Genomic DNA, 19,446 nt, shown 5'->3' with positions numbered 1-19,446 from the left:
TTTACCTCGTATGGCGAATGCGCGGATTCAACACGCCGTACAACAGATCGACGATCAGATTCACGACGATCACGAGTGTGGCAATCAACAGGATACCGCCCTGCACGACCGGATAGTCGCGCCGGCTAATCGCATCGATTAGCCATTTGCCGATGCCCGGCCAGGAAAACAGCGTCTCGGTCAGCACCGCGCCGGCGAGCAGCGTGCCGACCTGCAGGCCGATCACGGTCACCACCGGAATCAGCGCATTGCGCAGCGCATGCACGACAATCACGCGTCCCGGCGGCAAGCCCTTGGCGCGGGCCGTGCGGATGTAGTCTTCGCGCAGCACCTCGAGCATGGAAGAGCGCGTCATGCGGGCCACCACCGCCAAAGGAATCGTGCCGAGCACGATGGCCGGCAGGATCAGATGGCTCAACGCCGACCTGAAGGCGCCTTCATCGCTTCCTGGCAGTAACGAGTCAATCAACATGAAACCGGTGACGTGCGGAATGTCGTATTCGACCGCAATGCGGCCCGACACCGGCGTCCAGCCGAGCTTCACCGAGAACAGCATGATGAGGATCAAGCCCCACCAGAAGATCGGCATCGAGTAGCCCGTCAGCGCGGTGCCCATCACGCCGTGATCGACCACTGTGCCGCGCCTTAAAGCCGCGAACACGCCGGCCGGCAGCCCGATGATCAGGGCGAACAGCATCGCGCAGATCGACAGTTCGACAGTGGCGGGAAAGCGCGCAAGAAACTCGTCCATCACGCTGGTGTTGGTGATGATCGACATCCCGAGGTCGCCGTGCACCGCCCGCTTGAGATAGTGGACGTATTGCAGAGGTAGCGGCTCATCGAGTCCCAGCCGGTGCATGGCGGCGGCGTGCATCGCCGGATCGACACCGCGTTCGCCCATCATCACTTCGATGGGATCGCCGGGTATCAGGTGGATGAGCGCAAACGCAAGGATCGTAATACCAATGAACGTCGGTATCACCATGCCAATGCGGCGTAAAACGAAGCGGAACATGGTTCGTCCCTATGGTCTTGATGAACGGAAAACACAACCGGCGACGAGGGCTTGACACCCCGGTCGCCGGACCATTTCGACCAGTTTTCTAACCGTGCGAAAAACGGACTGCGTCAGTTTTACTGCACGCCAACACCGTCGAAGCGCAAATAGCCGAGCGGCTCGATGCGCATATCGATGACCTTCTTGCTGACCGGCTGATACACCGTCGAGTGCGCGATTGGCGAGAACGGCAGTTGCTGCGCGAAAATCTGCTGCGCCTGCGTGTAGATCTTCGTGCGCTCGCCCTGATCGACCGTCGTACGGCCCTTCTGGACCAGATCGTCGAACGGCTTGTAGCACCACTTGCCGAAGTTGTTGCCGTTAATGGCTTCGCAACCGAGCAACGTACCGAGCCAGTTGTCCGGATCGCCGTTGTCGCCGGTCCAGCCAATCAACATCGTATCGTCTTCACCTGCGTGGGCACGCTTGATGTACTCACCCCATTCGTAGGTGACGATCTTCGCGCGCACGCCGATCTTGGCCCAGTCCGCCTGGATCATTTCCGACATCAAACGCGCGTTCGGATTGTACGGACGCTGCACCGGCATCGCCCACAGGGTGATGTCGAAACCGCTCGAGAGACCTGCCTTGGCGAGCAGCGCCTTGGCCTTCTCCGGATCGTAGGAGAGGCTCGGCAGGCTCTTGTCATACGACCATTGGGTCGGCGGCATCGGATTCGTGGCCAACTGGCCCGCGCCCTGGTAGACGGAATCGATGATCGCCTTCTTGTTGATCGCCATGTCGAGCGCCTCGCGCACTTCGACCTTGTCGAGCGGCTTGTGCTGGACGTTATACGACAGGTAGCCGAGGTTGAAGCCCGGTTGCGACGGCATCGAGATGCTGGTTTCCGTCTTCAGCGGCGCGATATCGGCCGGACGCGGATAGGCCATCACCTGGCATTCGTCGCGCTTCAGCTTCTGCACGCGCACGCCGGCATCCGGGGTGATTGCGAAGATCAGCTTCGAAATCTTGACGTCGTTCGGCTTCCAATAGTCAGGATTGCCGTCGAAACGGATCGTGGCGTCCTTCGTATAGCTGCGGAAAATGAACGGGCCCGTGCCGACCGGCTTCTGGTTGAGGTCCGGCGCCTTGCCGGCCTTGAGCAGCGAGTCTGCGTACTCCGCCGACTGGATCGACGCGAACTCCATCGCCATGTTCTGGATGAACGGGGCGTTCACTTCCTTCAGCGTGAAGCGCACGGTGTACGGATCAACCTTTTCGACCTTCGTGATCAGCTTGTCTAGGCCCATGTCCGTGAAGTACGGGAACTGTGCCGGATACGCCTTGTTGAACGGCATGGTCGGATCGAGCATGCGCGTGAACGTGAACACGACGTCGTCCGCGTTGAATTCGCGGCTCGGCTTGAAGTACGCCGTGGTCTGGAACTTGACGCCGTGGCGCAGGTGGAACGTGTAGGTCTTGCCGTCCGGCGAGACGTCCCAGCTTTCGGCGAGGCCCGGTTCGACCTGGGTGCCGCCGCGCTCGAACTCGACGAGGCGGTTATAGACGGTGAACGTGTTGGCCGTGAAATCGGTGCCCGTGGTGTATTGGGCCGGATCGAAACCCGCAGGGCTGCCTTCTGAGCAGTAAACCAGGGTTTTATTCGGAATCTCGGCACGCGCGACACTCGCGCCCACCATCGATGCCGCTGCAGCTGCGACGAGCGTCGTAATCCGCGCGGCGCGCAACAGGTTGTTTTGCTTCATGTTTCCTCCAGGTTCGGAGCCGGCTTTCACCGGCGTAGCGCGATATTACTTGAGCATAGCTTGCAGCAACAAGCGGAGGAAATTCCTTCTGTTCACTATCGGAAACACTTGTTAGGCCTGGATTGAGGCCCGTCAACGTGTGATTGACAGGCCCTCATAGCGTGTGCGAGGCCATAAGCGGGCGCAAAAGCGCCCATATCCGCTCATTTCAGTCCGACACCGAGGAATTGCGTCGGACCAAACGGGTCGATCTTGAAGCCGGTCACCTCTTTTGAGATAGGTTGATAGACCGTGGAGTGGGCAATTGGCGTGAATGGCACCTGATCCTTGAAGATGACCTGCGCCTCCATGTAATCCTTGGTGCGCTGGGAAAGGTCCGTGGTGCTGCGAGCCGCGGTGATCAGGTCATCGAACGGTTTATAGCACCACTTCGAGAAGTTGCTGCCCTTCACCGAATCGCAGCCCAGCAGGACGCCGAGCCAGTTATCCGGGTCGCCATAATCGCCGGTCCAGCCAATCAGGATCGCCTCGTGTTCGCCGGCGTGAGCGCGGCGGATGTATTCGCCCCACTCGAAGGTGACGATATTGACCTTCACGCCGATCTTCGCCCAGTCGGACTGCAGCATTTCGGCCATCAGCCGCGCGTTCGGGTTGTAGGGCCGCTGCACGGGCATGGCCCACAGCGTCAGGTCGAAGCCGTCGGGATAGCCGGCTTCCTTCAGGAGTGCCTTGGCTTTGTCGACGTCATAGGGGGCGTCTTTCAGACTCTTGTTATAGCCCCACTGGGTAGGCGGCATCGGATTGGTGGCAATCTGGCCGGCTCCCTGGTACACCGACTCGATAATCGCCTTCTTGTTGATCGACATATCCAGCGCGCGACGCACCAGCACGTTGTCGAGCGGCTTCTTGGTCGTGTTATAGCCGAGGATGCCCAGATTGAAGCCCACCTCGCTCGGCATCGCCAGCGACGAATCGGCCTTGACCGCCGGAATGTCCGCAGGACGCGGGTAGGCCATCACCTGACACTCGCCGCGCTTCAACTTCTGCAGCCGCACCGCCGGGTCGACGGTGATCGCGAAGATCAGCTTGCTCACTCTCACGACGCCCGGTTTCCAGTAGTCCGGATTACCGTCGAAGCGGATGGTGTCGTCCTTCGTGTAACTGCGGAAGATGAACGGTCCGGTTCCGACCGGGAACAGATTGATGTCGGAGGCCTTACCGGCCTTCAGCAGTTGATCGGTGTATTCCGCTGACAGAATCGATGCGAACGGCATCGCAATCTGCTGCAGGAACGGCGCGTCGACCGTTTTGAGCGTGAAGCGCACCGTGTAGGGGTCGAGCGCCTCGATCTTGCTGATGTTCTTCGCTAGCCCGAGGTCGCTGAAGTACGGGAACGGCACCGGGTAAGCCTTATGGAACGGCTGGTCCGGATCGAGCATCCGCTCGTAGGTGAAGACGACGTCGTCCGCGTTGAACTCGCGAGTCGGCTTGAAGAATGAGGTGGTTTGAAACTTCACCCCGTGACGCAGATGAAACGTGTACTGCAGGCCGTCCGGAGAGACGTCCCATGTCTCGGCAAGCCCTGGTTCGATGTCGGTGCTGCCGTGGGCGAACTCGACCAGCCGGTTGTAGACCGTATAGGACCCGGCGGTGAACTCGACACTGGTGGTGTACTGCGCGGTGTCGAAACCCGCTGGGCTGCCTTCGGAGCAGAACACCAGCGTTTTATCGGGCAGGGATGCGGCGGGGGCGGTGACGGGTGTAAAGCATGCCGTGGCGACGGCCAGGGTTGTCAGTGCGGGCAGGCAAAACTGGCGAACTGCGAAGAGCATGGATGACACTGTCATAACGTTCTCCGGACGGCAACCGGGTTGGCTGCGTCTTGATCATAGACAGCACAATATTCAGCTTCAATACACGGTTCTACCCGGCGCGCCTTGCGATGGGGCAAGCACGTCTGCGGCGGCGCACCAAATCAGCCTGGGCGAAGCGGCCAGAATCTTGACGGCGTGTGTGTGGACAAAAGGCGGTGCAGAGCGCGCGGCAGAATGCCAGGCGGGGCCTGAGACTAGCGCTCAGTCAGGAAGTGAACCGCGCAGCCAGCCGGCCGCGCGGTGTGAAACTCAAACTTATGCACCCAGCCGCTCGCAGATGGCCTTGGTGGCCGCTGCGTTGTTGAGCGTATAGAAATGCAACCCCGGCACGCGGGCATCAACGAGGCGCTGACACAGGTCCGTGACCACATCCAGTCCGAACGCACGAATCGCTTCGCGGTCATCGCCGAAGCTTTCCAGCCGGCGCGCCACCCAGCGCGGCACTTCCGCGCCGCACATCTCGGAGAAGCGCATCAACTGCGAAAAATTCGTGATCGGCATGATGCCGGGCACGATCGGCACGTCGACGCCGAGCTTGCGCGCGTCGTCGACAAAGCGGAAATACGCATCCGCGTTGAAGAAGTACTGCGTGATGGCCGAATTGGCGCCGGCCTTCACCTTGCGGGCGAAGTTCTCCAGATCGTGGCGCGGCGAGCGCGACTGCGGGTGGTATTCCGGGTAGCCCGCCACCTCGATCCAGAACCAGTCGCCGAACTCGGCACGAATGAAGCTCACCAGTTCCGACGCGTAGCGCAGCTCACCCACCTCGCCCATACCGGACGGCAGGTCGCCGCGCAGCGCCACGATATGACGGATGCCATGCGCGCGGTACTCGTTCAGGATCGCCCGCAGGCTCTCTTTCGACGAGCCGATGCACGACAGATGCGGCGCCGCCTGCAACCCTTCCTTCGCCATATCGACAACGGTGTCGAGCGTGCCTTGCTGCGTCGAACCACCGGCGCCGAAGGTCACGGAGACGAACTTCGGCTTGAGCGGTGCGAGTTGCGCACGCGTAGCGCGCAGCTTCTCGACGCCGTCCGCCGTCTTGGGCGGGAAAAATTCGAATGAAAGTTCGAGCGGATTCATGACTCAATCGCCGTTCTAAAAATGAGGCTCATTTCAGCCGAAACTGCGGTTGCCGAAGATGAGCGCGGACAGCAGCCATGACACGATGCTGTACAGGATCGAGCCAAAGAACGCCGACCAGAAACCCGACACTTCGAAGCCCTTCAGCAGCGACGCGCACAGCCAGAAGCACAGTGCGTTGACGACCAGAATGAAGACTCCGAGCGTGAGGATCGTCACGGGCAGCGTCAGCAGGATCAGCACCGGGCGCAGCACCGTGTTGATCAGGCCGAGCACCACAGCGACGATCAGCGCGGTGCCGAAGCTGCGGATGTGGATCGAGGGCACGAGGTACGTGATGATCAGGAGCGCGAGCGCGTTGATCACCCAGGTCAGCAGCACGGTCATGTAAAGCTCCTTTTAGGCTGAGAGTCCAGAATTGAGCGGAACAGGCCGGCGATGAAACAAAGGCGGATCGCCGTACGGCACCGCCTTTGCCCCCTTGCCGCACGCCATGTGGCCATGGCGTGCAACGTGGGGATGCCGTTGCGACGCGCGACACTCTGCGCGCCGCAACAGCGGCCTATTAGCGACTTTGCTTAGTAACGATAGTGGTTCGGCTTGAACGGACCGTTCTTGTCGACGCCGATGTAGCCAGCCTGCTCGTCCGACAGCACTGTCAGGTTCGCGCCGATGCGCGCCAGATGCAGGCGTGCAACCTTCTCGTCGAGATGCTTCGGCAACACATACACCTTGTTCTCGTACTTCGAGCCTTCGGTGAACAGTTCGATCTGCGCGAGCGTCTGGTTCGTGAACGAGTTCGACATCACGAACGACGGGTGGCCCGTTGCGCAACCGAGGTTCACGAGGCGGCCTTCAGCCAGCAGGATCACGCGCTTGCCGTCCGGGAAAATGATGTGGTCGACTTGCGGCTTGATGTTGTCCCACTGGTACTGACGGGTCGACGCAATGTCGATTTCCGAGTCGAAGTGGCCGATGTTGCACACGATCGCGTTGTGACGCATCGCCTTCATGTGGTCGTGACCGATCACGTGGAAGTTGCCGGTGGCCGTCACGAAGATGTCGGCCTTGTCGGCGGCGTATTCCATCGTCACGACACGGTAGCCTTCCATCGCGGCCTGCAGTGCACAGATCGGATCGATTTCCGTCACCCACACGGTCGCGCCCAGACCGCGCAGCGATTGCGCGCAGCCCTTGCCCACGTCGCCGTAACCTGCGACCACCGCGATCTTGCCGGCGATCATCACGTCGGTGGCGCGCTTGATACCGTCGACGAGCGACTCACGGCAGCCATACAGGTTGTCGAACTTCGACTTGGTGACCGAGTCGTTGACGTTGATGGCCGGGAACGGCAGACGGCCTTCCTTTTCCATCTGATACAGACGGTGCACGCCGGTCGTGGTCTCTTCGGTCACGCCCTTGATGTGACTCAGGCGCGTGGAGTACCAGGTCGGGTCTGCATCGAGGTGCGAAGCGATCGACTTGTACAGCGCGACTTCTTCGTCATTGGTCGGCTTCGCGATAACCGAGCGGTCCTTCTCAGCCTTCGAACCAAGGATCAGCAGCAACGTGGCGTCGCCACCGTCGTCGAGGATCATGTTGGCGAATTCGCCGTTCGGCCATTCGAAAATGCGGTGCGAGAATTCCCAGTATTCGTCGAGCGATTCGCCCTTGAACGCGAACACCGGCGTGCCGGCCTTGGCAATCGCCGCAGCAGCGTGATCCTGCGTCGAGAAGATGTTGCACGAAGCCCAACGGACGTCGGCGCCGAGCGCGGTCAGCGTCTCGATCAGCACGCCGGTCTGGATCGTCATGTGCAGCGAACCGGCGATGCGCGCGCCCTTCAACGGCTGCCTGGCCTTGTATTCTTCGCGCGTTTGCATGAGACCGGGCATTTCGGTCTCGGCGATGTTCAGTTCCTTGCGGCCCCAGTCGGCAAGCGACAGGTCGGCAACAATGAAATCCTGGGAATTTTTGGAATCGATAACTGCGGCGTTCATCACGCCCTCCTTTCTAAGAAATTGACTAGAAATTTGACGTGAGCGCGGTTCGATGCGGTGGCCTGGAAAGCGCAGCGCGCGATCAAGCCGTCCGATTGAAGGCCCCCGAGCCTGGCGGGCGGCCAGCGAATGCAGATTCGCGGTACCCGTCGCAACGCTCCTCGGAGACGAACGACGATTGTAGCAAATCGAGATGAAGTCGGGGTGACGTGGGGTGATGCGGGGGACTTCGAGGCTTTTATGCCGCCCCACTGGCTGGCGTGCTCAGCGCGCGCAATTGCGCGATGCTGGCTTTGGCCGCTTCGACGAACAGGCCGGAAAGGCGGAACGACTCCTCAACATCGGCCTGAACCGGCGCCTGCATACCGAAGCAGATGCGGAAATAGCGCTCGGCATGGATGCGCGGGTGGTAATGCATGCGCACGCGCTTGGCGTCGTTTAGACGCCGGTTGCCGAACAGTTCGCGCAGAGCCCACGAAAACGCGCCGTCTTCGCCACCGTTGCGGCGGAAAAAGTCGTCCATAGGAAAGCCGCCGAACGCCGCATAGACCGACCGGCGAATAACGAGGCTGCTCGGCACCGTGTTGCTCAGCGTCGCCGCGTGCGTTTCGAACTGCGGATGCACGACGATCTCCGCCGGAAAACCTGCGTATTCCACGTCGAGGCGGATCGAGGCTTCGGTGGGATGGTGTTCGAGAAAGCCGCTCGCGGCCGCGAGCGCGCCGGGCAAGTACTCGTCGTCGGCGTCGATAAAGGCTAACAACGGCTGCGTGGCGTGCATCGCCGCCCAGTTGCGCGCCCGCGCGGCGCCGCCATTCACGGGCATCTGCAGCAAACCGATGCGTGCATCGCGCTCACCGTAGCGGCGCACGATCCCGATCGAATCGTCGCTCGAGCCGTCATCCACGACGATGATCTGCGCCGCCTCGGGCTGGATGATGCAGCTATCGAGCGTGCGAGCGAGGGTGGCGGCTGCGTTGTAGCACGGAATGATGATCGAAATGGGCAGCATGACAGGCGCGGAGAACGGCGCGAAAGCGCGGGTAAAAGTTGGCGCTCATCATAGCGCGGCTGATTTGGCGCTCATCCTGAAAACGGGTTGAGGCCGCCGCGCCGAACAACACGGCGCAGTGGACCGCGCACGACGCCGTTTGCGATTGCCGGTGGTTGTGCGTCGGGGAGGCGAGGTCCGCGCTCGTGACAATGCTCCTACGTGACTTTCGACGAAGCTGGGTGTAGGTTGCACCGCAACATAAATATAATGACTCGACAACGTCAAAATCATTCCGTACTGGAATTCTGGAGCCTGAGATCGTGGAACTTCGTGCCCTCCGCTATTTCGTCGAAGTCGTGCGCCAGCAAAGCTTCACCGTGGCCGCCGAGCAGATGTTCGTCACCCAGCCGACCATCAGCAAGATGGTGAAATCGCTGGAAGACGAGATCGGCTCGCCGCTGTTGTTGCGAGACGGCCGGCACATGGTGCTCACGGACGCCGGACGCATCGTCTATCAGCGCGGTCAGGACGTACTCGCCGCGCACGCGCGATTGCAGGCTGAGCTCAACGATCTGGACACGCTCGGACGCGGCGAGCTGACCATCGGTATTCCGCCGATGGGCGGATCGCTCTTCACACCCGCCATTGCCGTGTTCCGGCAGCGCTATCCGAAGATCGAGTTGAAACTGTTCGAACAGGGTTCGCGGGCCATCGAAACGGCACTGATCAATGGAGAGCTGGAGCTAGGCGGCGTGCTGCAGCCGGTGGACGCCGAACACATCGACGTGCTGCCGATGACGCATCAGCGGCTCTGGCTGGTCGCGCGCCGCGGTTCACGCTGGGACGACCTGCAGCAGGTGCCGCTCGCGGAGCTCGCTAGCGAGCCGTTCGTGTTCTATGGCGAAAGCCTCGCGCTCAACGACGTAGTCCTGAGCGCGTGCCGCGCGGCCGGCTTCGCGCCGACCATCGTCGGGCGCAGCGGTCACTGGGATTTCATGGCGGCATTGGTGCTGGCTGGCGTCGGCATTGCGCTGTTGCCCGCGCCCTATTGCAGGCGGCTGGACGCGACGCAATTCACCTGCCGGCCGGTGATTGAGCCCGAGATTCCGTGGGAAATGGCGATCGGCTGGCGGCGCAACGGCTACCTCTCGCACGCCGCACGCGCGTGGCTCGAGGTGGCGCGCGAAACCCTGCGGACGCAGACCGGCGACGACCTGATGCACTGGCCCGACATCGGCATTACCGGGGCCGTGCCGGTCGGCGTTGCGTCTGCACCGCCCAAATAAAACATGCCGCCCGGCTTGCGCCGGGCGGCATGTTTCGCAGCAGCGCACTGACCTCGTGCGTGCTTGAGTGTGCGACTTACTGTTGCTGCTGTCCGTCGACGAACTCGATGCGGCGGTTCGCAAAGCGGCCGCTCGCCGTGTCGTTGCTCGCCACCGGACGCGCATCGCCATAGCCTTGCGCGCTCAACGAGTCAGCCGGCACGCCCGTCTTGATGAGGAACGCACGAACCGATTCGGCGCGCTTCTTCGACAGTTGCAGATTCGCCTGATCACCGCCGACGTTGTCCGAGTAGCCCGCCACTTCGAGCTTCGCGGCCTTGCCATTGTGCGAACAGGCCATCAGCACCTGGGCCGACTGGCGCAGATCTTCCACAGCCGATGCCGGCACGTGGGCGCTTGCGCTCGCGAAGTTGATGACCTGCAGGTTCAGCACCTTGACGACATCGGCCACCGCGCACGAGCTATCCGGTGCGAGCAGGCCTTTGACGGCGCTGCGGAACGACTGCGTGGCGTCAGCCACGGCCTGGTCCACGTTGAACGAGCCGATCTGGTACGACGCGCCGAACAGCGACTTCAGGCGGTCAAGCCAGCCGAGCTTGGCGTTCGCCGCCGCGCCGCTCAGTTCGATGTGCGCACCGTCCACCTTCACTTCCGCACCCGGCAGGGCCAGGAGCGGCAGCAGGGCATCGAGGTGCGAGAGCCAGTCCGCCGGCTTGGTGTCTGGATCGACCGTGACGTTCGCCGTGAAGTGATCGGCACCGAATTTCTTCGTCAGTGCGTCGAGCAACGTGGCCTTTTCGGCTTCGCTGCCAACGGTGGCGTTAAGCGTCGGCTTGCCGGCCGGATCGACCGTGAAGGTCAACTGGCTGTCTTTCGTGGGTGCCGGAGCAGCGGCCGGCTGCGACGCCTCAGCGGCGCTTGCGGCGACAGCCGGGGCTGCCGTATCCGAAGCAGCCACGGCCGATGCCGCAGCATCGCTAGCCGCGGCGGCCGTCTCAGAAGCGGCGACTGCTGCGGGCGCGGAGGCTGCCTGAGCCGGGGCGGTTACTTCAGCCGTCTGCTCATGGTTGCAGCCGCGCAGGAACAGGAACGCAAGCACGGCAGCAATAGCGGCGAGCAGCCACCACAACCACTTGTGCGAGCGCCGCTCCTCACGCAACACGGCGTCGACCGGCACGCGCGGCGTGGCCTGAGCGGACGGGGCCGGCTGCGCGGCCGGCGTGGCCGGGGCGACCGGATGTTCGATATGCGCGGAGACCGCTTTCAGTTGCGACAGGACGCTGCCCATGAACGTGGCGACGCCGCCGAGACCGAGCGCCGAGAGCAGCCCGTCGTTCAGGTAGGGAGCTATAGACGGCAACTGATGGCCGAGCAGCGTCGGCAACTGTCCGACGCTGCCTTGAGCGTCGAGGAAATGGCGCTTCAGCACGCCGAGAACGGTCGCGCCGACAATGCCCGTCAATGCATGCGTCGACTGGGCCGGCACGCCGGTTTGCGCGGCGATAGTGTCGCTCAGGCCGTCGATCCGGCGGTCCGTCACGCGCTGCAGCAGTTGCCGGCCAACGCCTTCGAGCTGGCTCAAGCCGGCCGTGCTGGCGAGCAGTTGCGGCAGTTGTTCGCCGATGTGCGCGTTGACTTCCGGCGCCATGATCGTCGTGAACAACGAGCGTGCGCCATCCAGCGTGGCACCCTTGTGCATCAGTGCGGCGACCAGCGCCGGCGCAGCTGCGCTAATGACTTTATCCGTTGCTTCTCCCGGCAGCCCGAAGCGCGCCGACAGTTGCCGCACCACGCTATCTGACAGCGCGCACTGAATCAGTTGAATTACATTAATACTCATCGACTCGTTCCTTGAGTGGGTGAACGCGCCACCTGACACGCTCTTTTTCGCCGCGAGAGTATAGGGGCGTGAAAATCTCAAAAACGGATCGAGAAGATTAATTACATAAATTCGGAATTGTCTTCAAATACCCTTGAATGCAGCCCTTACATCGATCATTTCGCTCCATCCGGCCAGGAGCCTTATCGATGGGTCAAGAAGAGATTTCAGACGGGTTTATGGGATTAATCCGACAAGTCCATGCTTGTTTATTCGGATGGAGGGAGCCCACTCAGATTATTAGAAAAGGGGGATTGACGGGAGCGCGAGCCACAATAACTCATGCAGCCCGCGCTTTATTCGGTTCATTCCGGCCGTATATCAAAATCACCGGTACCACGGCGCTGACGCATGTGCTCATGCGCTCACGCAATCACCCCCGCCGCCACACCCGCCCGGGCCGACGGCCCAGCGCGGCGCGCTGCCGCGATGAATTCCGCGGCTCGCTCACCGATCATCACGGTTGGCGCATTCGTATTGCCGCCGATCAGCGTCGGCATGACGGACGCATCGACGATCCGCAGTCCCGACACGCCGCGGACCCGCAACTGTGCATCGACCACCGAGGCCGAATCGCTGCCCATCCGGCAGGTCGCGACCGGGTGATAGATCGTGTCGGCATGCTCCGCGATGGTCTTGCGCAATTCCTCGTGGCTTTGACCCGGATGCGTGTACAGCTCCTTGCCGCCGCACAGCGCCAGCGACGGCGCATCGAGAATCCGCCGCGCGATATGCGCCCCCTCCAGCAGCAGATCCAGATCGCGCGGATCGCTCAGGAAGCGCGGATCGATCACCGGCGCTTGCCGCATGTCCGCGCTGGCGAGCGTCACCGCGCCGCGGCTATGCGGCCGCAGCACGCACACATGCAGCGAATAGCCGTGGCCCCAGTGCATGTGCCGGTTGTGATCGTCGACGAGGGCTGCGCAGAAGTGCAATTGCAGATCCGGCCGCTCGAGCGTGGGCCGGCTCTTCAGGAACCCGCCCGCCTCCGCGACGTTGCTCGACAGCATGCCCGTGCCGTGCCGCATGAAGCTCACGAACTGCGGCACCATCCGGGCGATGCCGCGCAGCGAAAAGCCTGTCGGCTCGATCGATGCCACCCGCTTGTTGATCGTGAAATCGATATGGTCGATCAGATTCTGGCCGACCTGCGGCGCGTCGTGAATCACCGGCACACCGAACGATTGCAGATGCGGGGCCGGTCCGATGCCCGAGCACATCAGCAACTGCGGCGAATTGAACGCGCCCGCCGCAAGCACGACCTCGGCCCGTGCTTCGAGCGTCTCGGTGCAGCCGCCGCGCACGATCTCGACGCCGCTCGCCCGCTTGCCGTCGAAGGTCACACGCAGCACCGTGGCATCTGCCAGCGTGTGCAGATTGGAGCGGTTGCGGCCGTAGATATAGGCCCGCGCGACGCTGCAACGCCGTCCATCGCGCTGCGTGACCTGGTAGAAACCGATCCCCTCCTGGTCCTCACCGTTGAAATCGGCGTTGGCGCGGTGGCCCGCTTCGAGTGCGGCCTTCACAAAGCGCTGCGAGAATGGGTTGCAATAGCGAAGATCGCTGACGGTCAGCGGGCCGTCCGCGCCATGCCACGCATCCGCGCCGCGTTCGTTGCCCTCGGCACGGCGAAAGTAAGGCAAGACGTCCGACCAGGCCCAACCCTCGCAGCCGAGTTGCGCCCACTCGTCGTAATCGAGCGGGTGGCCGCGCGTGTAAATCATGGCGTTGATCGCGCTGGAACCGCCCACGCCGCGTCCGCGCGGCTGATAACCGCGCCGGCCCGCCAGCGCCGGTTGCGGCGTGGTCTCATAGCCGTAATTGGTCTTGAGCTTGTTCGGCACGACGGCCGCCACGCCAACCGGCATGTTGACGAACAGATTGCGGTCCGTATGCGGCCCGGCTTCGATCAGCGCGATGGTCGCGTCGGGACAGGCATCCGCGAGACGGCCCGCCAGCGAACAGCCGCCGGACCCCGCACCTACGATGATGTAGTCGTATTGCATGCGCTCCTCCTGATTCGGGCCGCGTGGTGCGGTCCGCTGTCTCGTGCACACTTGTCTACGTGTGTTTCCTGCGCATTGTAGGGAGCGTTGTCGCGGTGTGGCAGGTCCGCGCCAGAGCTATCCCTCTAAACGAAACACACATCGCGACCCTATGATGAAAGGCGGGGCCGCCGAGGTGTACCTTGCGACGGCCAGTGCCTTCCAGAGGCCGCACGGCGCCCAGAGGCGTAGCATTCAAACACGGCATTACGCTTGCTGCGTAACTGGCACGCGGCACGGCATCCCTCGATAAAACAAACGCCCTCTTAATCAGAGCCCGGCGCAGATCCGGCGAACGGAGACAGCAGATGGAACGGCATGGCCCCGGAACAACGCACGACGTCACCAATCAGGTCCCGCCACTGGCGGATTACAACCTGTTTGCCAGCGATACCGCCCTCGTCGCGGCTCTCGAACGCGATGGCGCTGCCTGGCATCGCGAGGCGCTGCTGCGCGATGGCGCGGCACTCACCACACCGGAGACGCTGGCGCTCGCCGAAGTAGCGAACCGCCATACCCCGGAACTGTTCACGTACAGCCCGCGCGGCGAGCGCATTGACGCGCTGGAATTTCACCCGGCCTGGCACACCCTGCTGTCCTTGCTGCGGCGTGAAGGACTGCACGCGCTGCCGTTCTCCGACCCGCAACGTGGCGCGATGGCCGCACGCTGCGCCGGCTACTTCCTGCATGCGCAAATCGAGTCCGGCTCGCTATGCCCGACCACCATGACCTTCGCCAGCATTCCCGTGCTGCAGCGCGAACCCGCGCTATTCGAGACGCTGCGCGACAAACTCTATGCGCGCGAACACGACCCGCGCGACCTGCCGCTCACGCAGAAAACCTCGGCATTGATCGGCATGGGCATGACCGAGAAACAGGGCGGTTCTGACGTGCGCAGCAATCAGACCCGCGCTTACGCCACGGGCGGCAGCGAGGGAAGCGGTCGCGGCGGCGCATATCAGCTCGTCGGCCATAAGTGGTTCTTTTCCGCGCCGCAGTGCGACGCCCATCTGGTGCTCGCCCGAACCGACGATCACGAGGGCCTGTCCTGTTTCTTCGTGCCGCGCTTCGCGCCCGACGGCAGCAAAAACGCCGTGCAGATCCAGCGCCTGAAAAACAAGCTAGGCAATCGCTCGAACGCGAGCAGCGAAGTCGAGTTTCTCGACGCGTACGGCATCCTGATTGGCGAGGAAGGACGGGGCGTGCCGACCATCATCGAAATGGCCAACTACACGCGGCTCGATTGCGTGATCGGCAGCGCCGCCTTGATGCGTGCCGCGCTGGTGCAGGCAATCCACCATGCGCGGCATCGCACCGCGTTCGGCCGGCATCTGGCCGAGCAGCCGCTGATGCAAAACGTGCTGGCCGACCTCGCGCTGGAATCCGAAGCGGCGACGGTGTTGTTCATGCGGCTTGCCCGCGCATTCGAAGACGCCGCGAGTGCGCCTGAAGAACGCGCGTGGCGGCGCATCGTCACGCCGGCCGCGAAGTACTGGGTGTGCAAGCGCGCGCTCGAGTTCACCGGCGAAGCGATGGAAGTATGGGGCGGCAACGGCTATGTCGAAGAAGGACCGATGGCGCGCTTCTATCGCGAGGCGCCCGTCAATTCGATCTGGGAGGGCTCCGGCAACGTGATGTGCCTCGACGTCTTGCGCGCCATGGAGCGTGAAACCGACGCCGCGCAGGCTCTCTTTGCCGCGTGGCAGGTGGATGCGCAGGGGCATCCCGCGCTCATCGCTGCGCTCGAGCGCCTCGCCGCCACGCTCAAAGCTGCGCCCGAAACACGCGAAGCGTCGGCACGCCGGATCGCCCAGCAGATCGTGCTGACCGCGCAGGCAACGCTGCTGGTGCGGTACGCGCCGGCGGCAGTCGCCGATGCCTTCATCGCAACGCGCCTCGCCGACGGCTGCGGCGAAAGCGGGCGCGTGTACGGCACGCTGCCGTCCACGTTCAATCACGCGGCGATTATCGAACGGGCCTTCCCGGCCTGATCAAAATAAGCGCGGCCAACCGCGCACGGACCACCATCAAGGGAGTGGACATGAAAAACGATCTGCCAGAGATTGCCGCGCTCGGAGCGCTGCTGCGCGAACAACGCCAGGCGTATCTGCGCGCGCCGTATCCGGCATGGGACAACCGCGCCGCACATCTGAAGTCGTTGCGCGCGATGCTGCTCGACAACCGCGACGCACTCGCCGAAGCGATGAACGCGGACTTTGGCAACCGCGCCAAGGAAGAAATTCTGCTCGCGGAGTTCCTCCTCGTAAAAGAGGAGATCGACGGCGCGCTCAGGCACGGCAAGCGCTGGATGAGACCGCAGCGGCGCAGCACGAACAAGTGGCTGTTGCCGGCGCGCGCCAAGGTGATCCCGCAACCGCTCGGCGTGGTCGGCGTCATCGTGCCGTGGAATTACCCCGTGCTGCTCGCCGCCGGTCCGCTGGTGAGCGCCCTCACCGCCGGCAACCGCGCCATCATCAAGATGTCGGAGCTGACGCCGCGCACCTCGGCCCTGTTCGAGCAACTGATCGCGAAGACTTTCGCGCGCGACCACGTCACCGTGGTGAATGGCGACGCCGCGCTCGCCGCCGCCTTCAGCGCGCAACCGTTCGATCATTTGCTGTTCACCGGCTCGACCAAGGTGGGCCACGAAGTGATGCGCGCCGCCGCTGAGCATCTGACGCCTGTCACGCTAGAACTGGGCGGCAAGTCGCCCGCCATCATCGGCCCGCATGCGCGCTTCGACAACGCAGTCGACAACCTCGTCGCCGGCAAGACGATGAATGCCGGGCAAACCTGCGTCGCACCCGACTACGTGCTGGTGCCGCGCGGCAAGGAGCAGGCGTTCATCGAACGGGCTCGCACGCGCATGACGGCGATGTATCCGGATTTCGCGCGCAATCGCGACTACACGTCGATCATCTCCGAGCGTCATTTCGCGCGGCTGGAGCGCCTCGTCGACGAGGCGCAGGCGGCCGGCGCGCAACTCCATCCACTCGCTGACGGCGTCGCGGACGCGGCGACGCGGCGTTTTCCGCTGATCGCCGTAACGAACGCGGCGGACGAGACCGCGCTGATGCAAGAGGAGATTTTCGGGCCGCTACTGCCGATCGTGCCTTACGACACGCTCGACGACGCCATCGCGTGGATCAACGCCCGGCCGCGACCGCTTGCGCTATATCTGTACGACGACGATGCGGCGACCATCCGCCGAGTCGAGCGGGAAACCATTGCGGGCGGCATGGCGGTCAACGAGACGCTGATGCACCTGGCCTGCGAGAGCCTGCCATTCGGCGGCGTCGGCGCAAGCGGGATGGGTGCGTACCACGGTTACGAAGGCTTCGTGACCTTCTCGAAGATGAAGCCGGTGCTCACCCAGGCGCGCTGGAACGCACGGGCGTGGGTCGCGCCGCCGTATGGCAAGCGCGTCAAGGCGCTGCTCAACCTGATGCTGAGGTTCTAGGGCCCACAGCCGAAGGACAGGTTCGCGATCGATCGCGCCACCCGGGCGCATCGCGAAACCTTAGTCGCCCTTTACCTCGACCGGTTCGACAGGCTCGAGCGCGGTGGACGGCGGCTCGTCCGCCGCGCCGCTTTCCAGCCGGTGCAGCCACGCCAGCAGTTCGGCCACCGCCTGATAGAGCTGCGGCGGAATGCGCGCGTCCAGATCCACCTGCATCAGCAGCGAAACCATCTCGGGCGCCTCATGCACATACAGGCCCGCCTCTTTGGCGCGCTGGATGATCATTTCTGCGAGCAGGCCGTAGCCCTTCGCGATCACGCGCGGCGCGAGGTCGCTGCTCTGTGCGTCGTAGACGAGCGCGGCTGCGCTCTTGCGATGCGTGCGGCTCATCACATGTCCCAGTCGAAATCGGTATCCGTCGTCGTGGTCGGCCATTGGGCGCGTTCAGGGCGCCCTGGGCGTGCCGGGCGCGTCTGGCGTTCAACCCGCTCTGGGCGCTGGGGCCGCTCGGCCTGCTCCGAACGGTAGCCTCGGCGCGACGCGCCCTTGGGATCGCCGTCCGCTGCATCGCCGCCGGCCGGCGCCGTACGTGCATAGGCGGAGGCTGCCGCCTGAGCCGCTGCGGCGGCCGCGGCGCTCGACGCACCTGACGGCACGGCACCACCCACCTCGCGAATCGACAGGCCGCTCAATTCAATGCCGGCAGCGGCGAGGCGCTGCCTGAAACTCTCGCTTTGCTCGACGAGCCGAGCCGCGCCAAGCGGACTGGCCAGCACCCGCGCGGACAGGCGGTTGCCGTTGAGGATCAGTTCGGCATCCACGGTACCCAGCATCGGCAACGACAGCGCGAGCCGGGTGCGCCACGGATAGTCCTCCTCCGCGCCGGCGCCCCCGCCGCCGCGCTCCCACTCGTCGCCGTCCTGCTGGATGGTCCAGTCGAATTTCGCGCCCGGCCACGCTTCGCCGCTCCAGCGAAACTGCCCTGTGGCGAGCATGTCGAGTTGCTGGCGCACCAGCGGAACCGTCGCCGCATTGATCGCCGAAGCGACCGATTGCGTCGCCTGCGTCGGCGTATCGCTCGTCTGGGCAACCGCGGCGTGCAAGGCGGCGCGCTCAGGCTGGGCGGACAGGTCGGAAAGCGAATTCGCCAGCACTTCCCCGGCGGCGAAGCGCGCGGCCTGGGGCGACATGATCGAAGGCTGCGCACGGGCCGCGCTGTTCCCCTCGGCGGCACCGCCGGCGGTCTGCGTCGTGCCAGGGCGGGCCTGCTGCGCCGACGCCGACGCTGAGCCGGGTTGCGCGCCGGCATCGGCGTCGGCCGCCCAGTCGAGCGGCAACTGCGAAGCGGTATCGAGCAGGCGGTTTTGCGGTTCGCTGGCGAGGTCGGGCAGCGTGAACTGGCCGGCCAGCCACTGCGCCAGATGCGCTTCGTAGAACAGACCGCTGCCTGCCACGGTCTGCTCGAGCGCTGCGGCGAGCGCCGCGACCGGCACCGGCGACGCCGCCACGCTGGTGGCGGCCGTGGCAGTCGTGCCCGTCGCGCTCGTCGGATTAGCTGTGTTTGCTGTATTCGCGGCGTTTGGATTGCCCGCATCCGCGGACTGGCCGCCCGCCGAATCGAACAGGGGAAGTTCGGCCATCTCGACGTCGAGTGCCGGTGCGGCGGGCCAGATCGGCAACTGGCCGAGAATGGCCGTGGTCACCTCGCCGCCGGAGAGTGCAATCGCGTTGAGTGTCTGCGCCACCGCTGACAAGACGGTCTGCGCGGAGGCAGGAGGTGGCGTCGGCACCTCGGGGGTGCCCGGCGTGACCGGGGTGTCCCCGCTCAGCGCGGACGCACCCGCTTGCGCCGTGCTCGGCGCGCCGGGAGCGATATTGAGCAGGCTGTCGACCCGGCTCGCAAGCAGCGAAGCGATGGCCGTGTCGATTCCGTTCATGCCGGTTCCTCAAGAAAACGCTGGGCCGCCCCGAGTTTTCCGCCCCGCAGGAAGTCCCCCTGTGGGATTGACCCCCTCGGGGGGCCTGGCACGAAGGGCCAGGTTTGGGGGCACCGAATTCA

14 protein-coding genes and 1 riboswitch are annotated in these 19,446 nt (G+C 63.8%); of the genes, 3 read left to right on the top strand and 11 right to left on the bottom strand.

Features of this window, described 5'->3' with window-relative positions:
- Nucleotide 1: 1 nt before the first annotated feature.
- The 7 genes from P3T40_RS04850 to P3T40_RS04820 all read right to left on the bottom strand — a co-directional run bounded on the left by P3T40_RS04850 (nucleotide 2) and on the right by P3T40_RS04820 (nucleotide 8,735).
- Complete coding sequence (locus tag P3T40_RS04850; RefSeq protein ID WP_429266532.1) at nucleotides 2-1,015, bottom strand: ABC transporter permease subunit; 1,014 nt, start codon at nucleotides 1,013-1,015, stop codon at nucleotides 2-4.
- A gap of 119 nt (nucleotides 1,016-1,134) precedes the next feature.
- On the bottom strand, nucleotides 1,135-2,763 hold the full coding sequence (locus P3T40_RS04845) for an ABC transporter substrate-binding protein (protein WP_429266531.1): 1,629 nt from the start codon (nucleotides 2,761-2,763) through the stop codon (nucleotides 1,135-1,137).
- Between the two features lie 203 nt (nucleotides 2,764-2,966).
- Complete coding sequence (locus tag P3T40_RS04840; RefSeq protein WP_429266530.1) at nucleotides 2,967-4,610, bottom strand: ABC transporter substrate-binding protein; 1,644 nt, start codon at nucleotides 4,608-4,610, stop codon at nucleotides 2,967-2,969.
- A 282-nt stretch (nucleotides 4,611-4,892) separates the two neighbouring features.
- Nucleotides 4,893-5,723, bottom strand: a complete 831-nt coding sequence (gene metF, locus P3T40_RS04835; RefSeq protein ID WP_429266529.1) for a methylenetetrahydrofolate reductase [NAD(P)H] — start codon at nucleotides 5,721-5,723, stop codon at nucleotides 4,893-4,895.
- A gap of 33 nt (nucleotides 5,724-5,756) precedes the next feature.
- Nucleotides 5,757-6,110, bottom strand: coding sequence for a phage holin family protein (locus P3T40_RS04830; RefSeq protein ID WP_429266528.1), 354 nt, complete (start codon nucleotides 6,108-6,110; stop codon nucleotides 5,757-5,759).
- Between the two features lie 191 nt (nucleotides 6,111-6,301).
- A complete protein-coding gene (ahcY, locus tag P3T40_RS04825; RefSeq protein ID WP_429266527.1) occupies nucleotides 6,302-7,723 on the bottom strand; it encodes an adenosylhomocysteinase in 1,422 nt (473 codons plus the stop codon).
- A 33-nt stretch (nucleotides 7,724-7,756) separates the two neighbouring features.
- Nucleotides 7,757-7,892, bottom strand: a riboswitch (S-adenosyl-L-homocysteine riboswitch).
- 69 nt (nucleotides 7,893-7,961) lie between these two features.
- On the bottom strand, nucleotides 7,962-8,735 hold the full coding sequence (locus P3T40_RS04820; protein WP_429266526.1) for a glycosyltransferase family 2 protein: 774 nt from the start codon (nucleotides 8,733-8,735) through the stop codon (nucleotides 7,962-7,964).
- A gap of 302 nt (nucleotides 8,736-9,037) precedes the next feature.
- On the opposite strand from P3T40_RS04820, the gene P3T40_RS04815 reads away from it, so the two are divergent.
- Nucleotides 9,038-10,003, top strand: a complete 966-nt coding sequence (locus P3T40_RS04815) for a LysR substrate-binding domain-containing protein (protein ID WP_429266525.1) — start codon at nucleotides 9,038-9,040, stop codon at nucleotides 10,001-10,003.
- Between the two features lie 76 nt (nucleotides 10,004-10,079).
- On the opposite strand, the gene P3T40_RS04810 is transcribed toward P3T40_RS04815, so the two are convergent.
- Nucleotides 10,080-11,843, bottom strand: coding sequence for an OmpA family protein (locus P3T40_RS04810; RefSeq protein ID WP_429266524.1), 1,764 nt, complete (start codon nucleotides 11,841-11,843; stop codon nucleotides 10,080-10,082).
- A gap of 404 nt (nucleotides 11,844-12,247) precedes the next feature.
- Nucleotides 12,248-13,888 (bottom strand): GMC family oxidoreductase, encoded by a 1,641-nt coding sequence (locus P3T40_RS04805; protein ID WP_429266523.1) that lies wholly within the window; start codon nucleotides 13,886-13,888, stop codon nucleotides 12,248-12,250.
- A gap of 347 nt (nucleotides 13,889-14,235) precedes the next feature.
- Here P3T40_RS04805 and P3T40_RS04800 point away from each other — a divergent pair, with 347 nt between their 5' ends.
- Entirely contained in the window at nucleotides 14,236-15,918 is a 1,683-nt protein-coding gene (locus P3T40_RS04800) for an isovaleryl-CoA dehydrogenase (RefSeq protein WP_429266522.1), read from the top strand.
- A gap of 50 nt (nucleotides 15,919-15,968) precedes the next feature.
- Nucleotides 15,969-17,387 (top strand): coniferyl aldehyde dehydrogenase, encoded by a 1,419-nt coding sequence (locus tag P3T40_RS04795; protein WP_429266521.1) that lies wholly within the window; start codon nucleotides 15,969-15,971, stop codon nucleotides 17,385-17,387.
- 60 nt (nucleotides 17,388-17,447) lie between these two features.
- Here P3T40_RS04795 and P3T40_RS04790 read toward each other — a convergent pair whose 3' ends face one another.
- Both P3T40_RS04790 and P3T40_RS04785 read right to left on the bottom strand, forming a co-directional pair.
- On the bottom strand, nucleotides 17,448-17,777 hold the full coding sequence (locus tag P3T40_RS04790) for an EscU/YscU/HrcU family type III secretion system export apparatus switch protein (protein ID WP_429266520.1): 330 nt from the start codon (nucleotides 17,775-17,777) through the stop codon (nucleotides 17,448-17,450).
- Nucleotides 17,777-19,324, bottom strand: a complete 1,548-nt coding sequence (locus P3T40_RS04785; RefSeq protein WP_429266519.1) for a flagellar hook-length control protein FliK — start codon at nucleotides 19,322-19,324, stop codon at nucleotides 17,777-17,779. The genes P3T40_RS04790 and P3T40_RS04785 overlap by 1 nt, the downstream gene beginning before the upstream one ends.
- Nucleotides 19,325-19,446 lie beyond the last annotated feature (122 nt).

This window comes from Paraburkholderia sp. EB58 (genome assembly GCF_050436665.1).
GTDB lineage: Bacteria > Pseudomonadota > Gammaproteobacteria > Burkholderiales > Burkholderiaceae > Paraburkholderia.
Note: the sequence above shows the minus strand (reverse complement) of the source record. Positions and strands in the feature narration are given on the sequence as shown.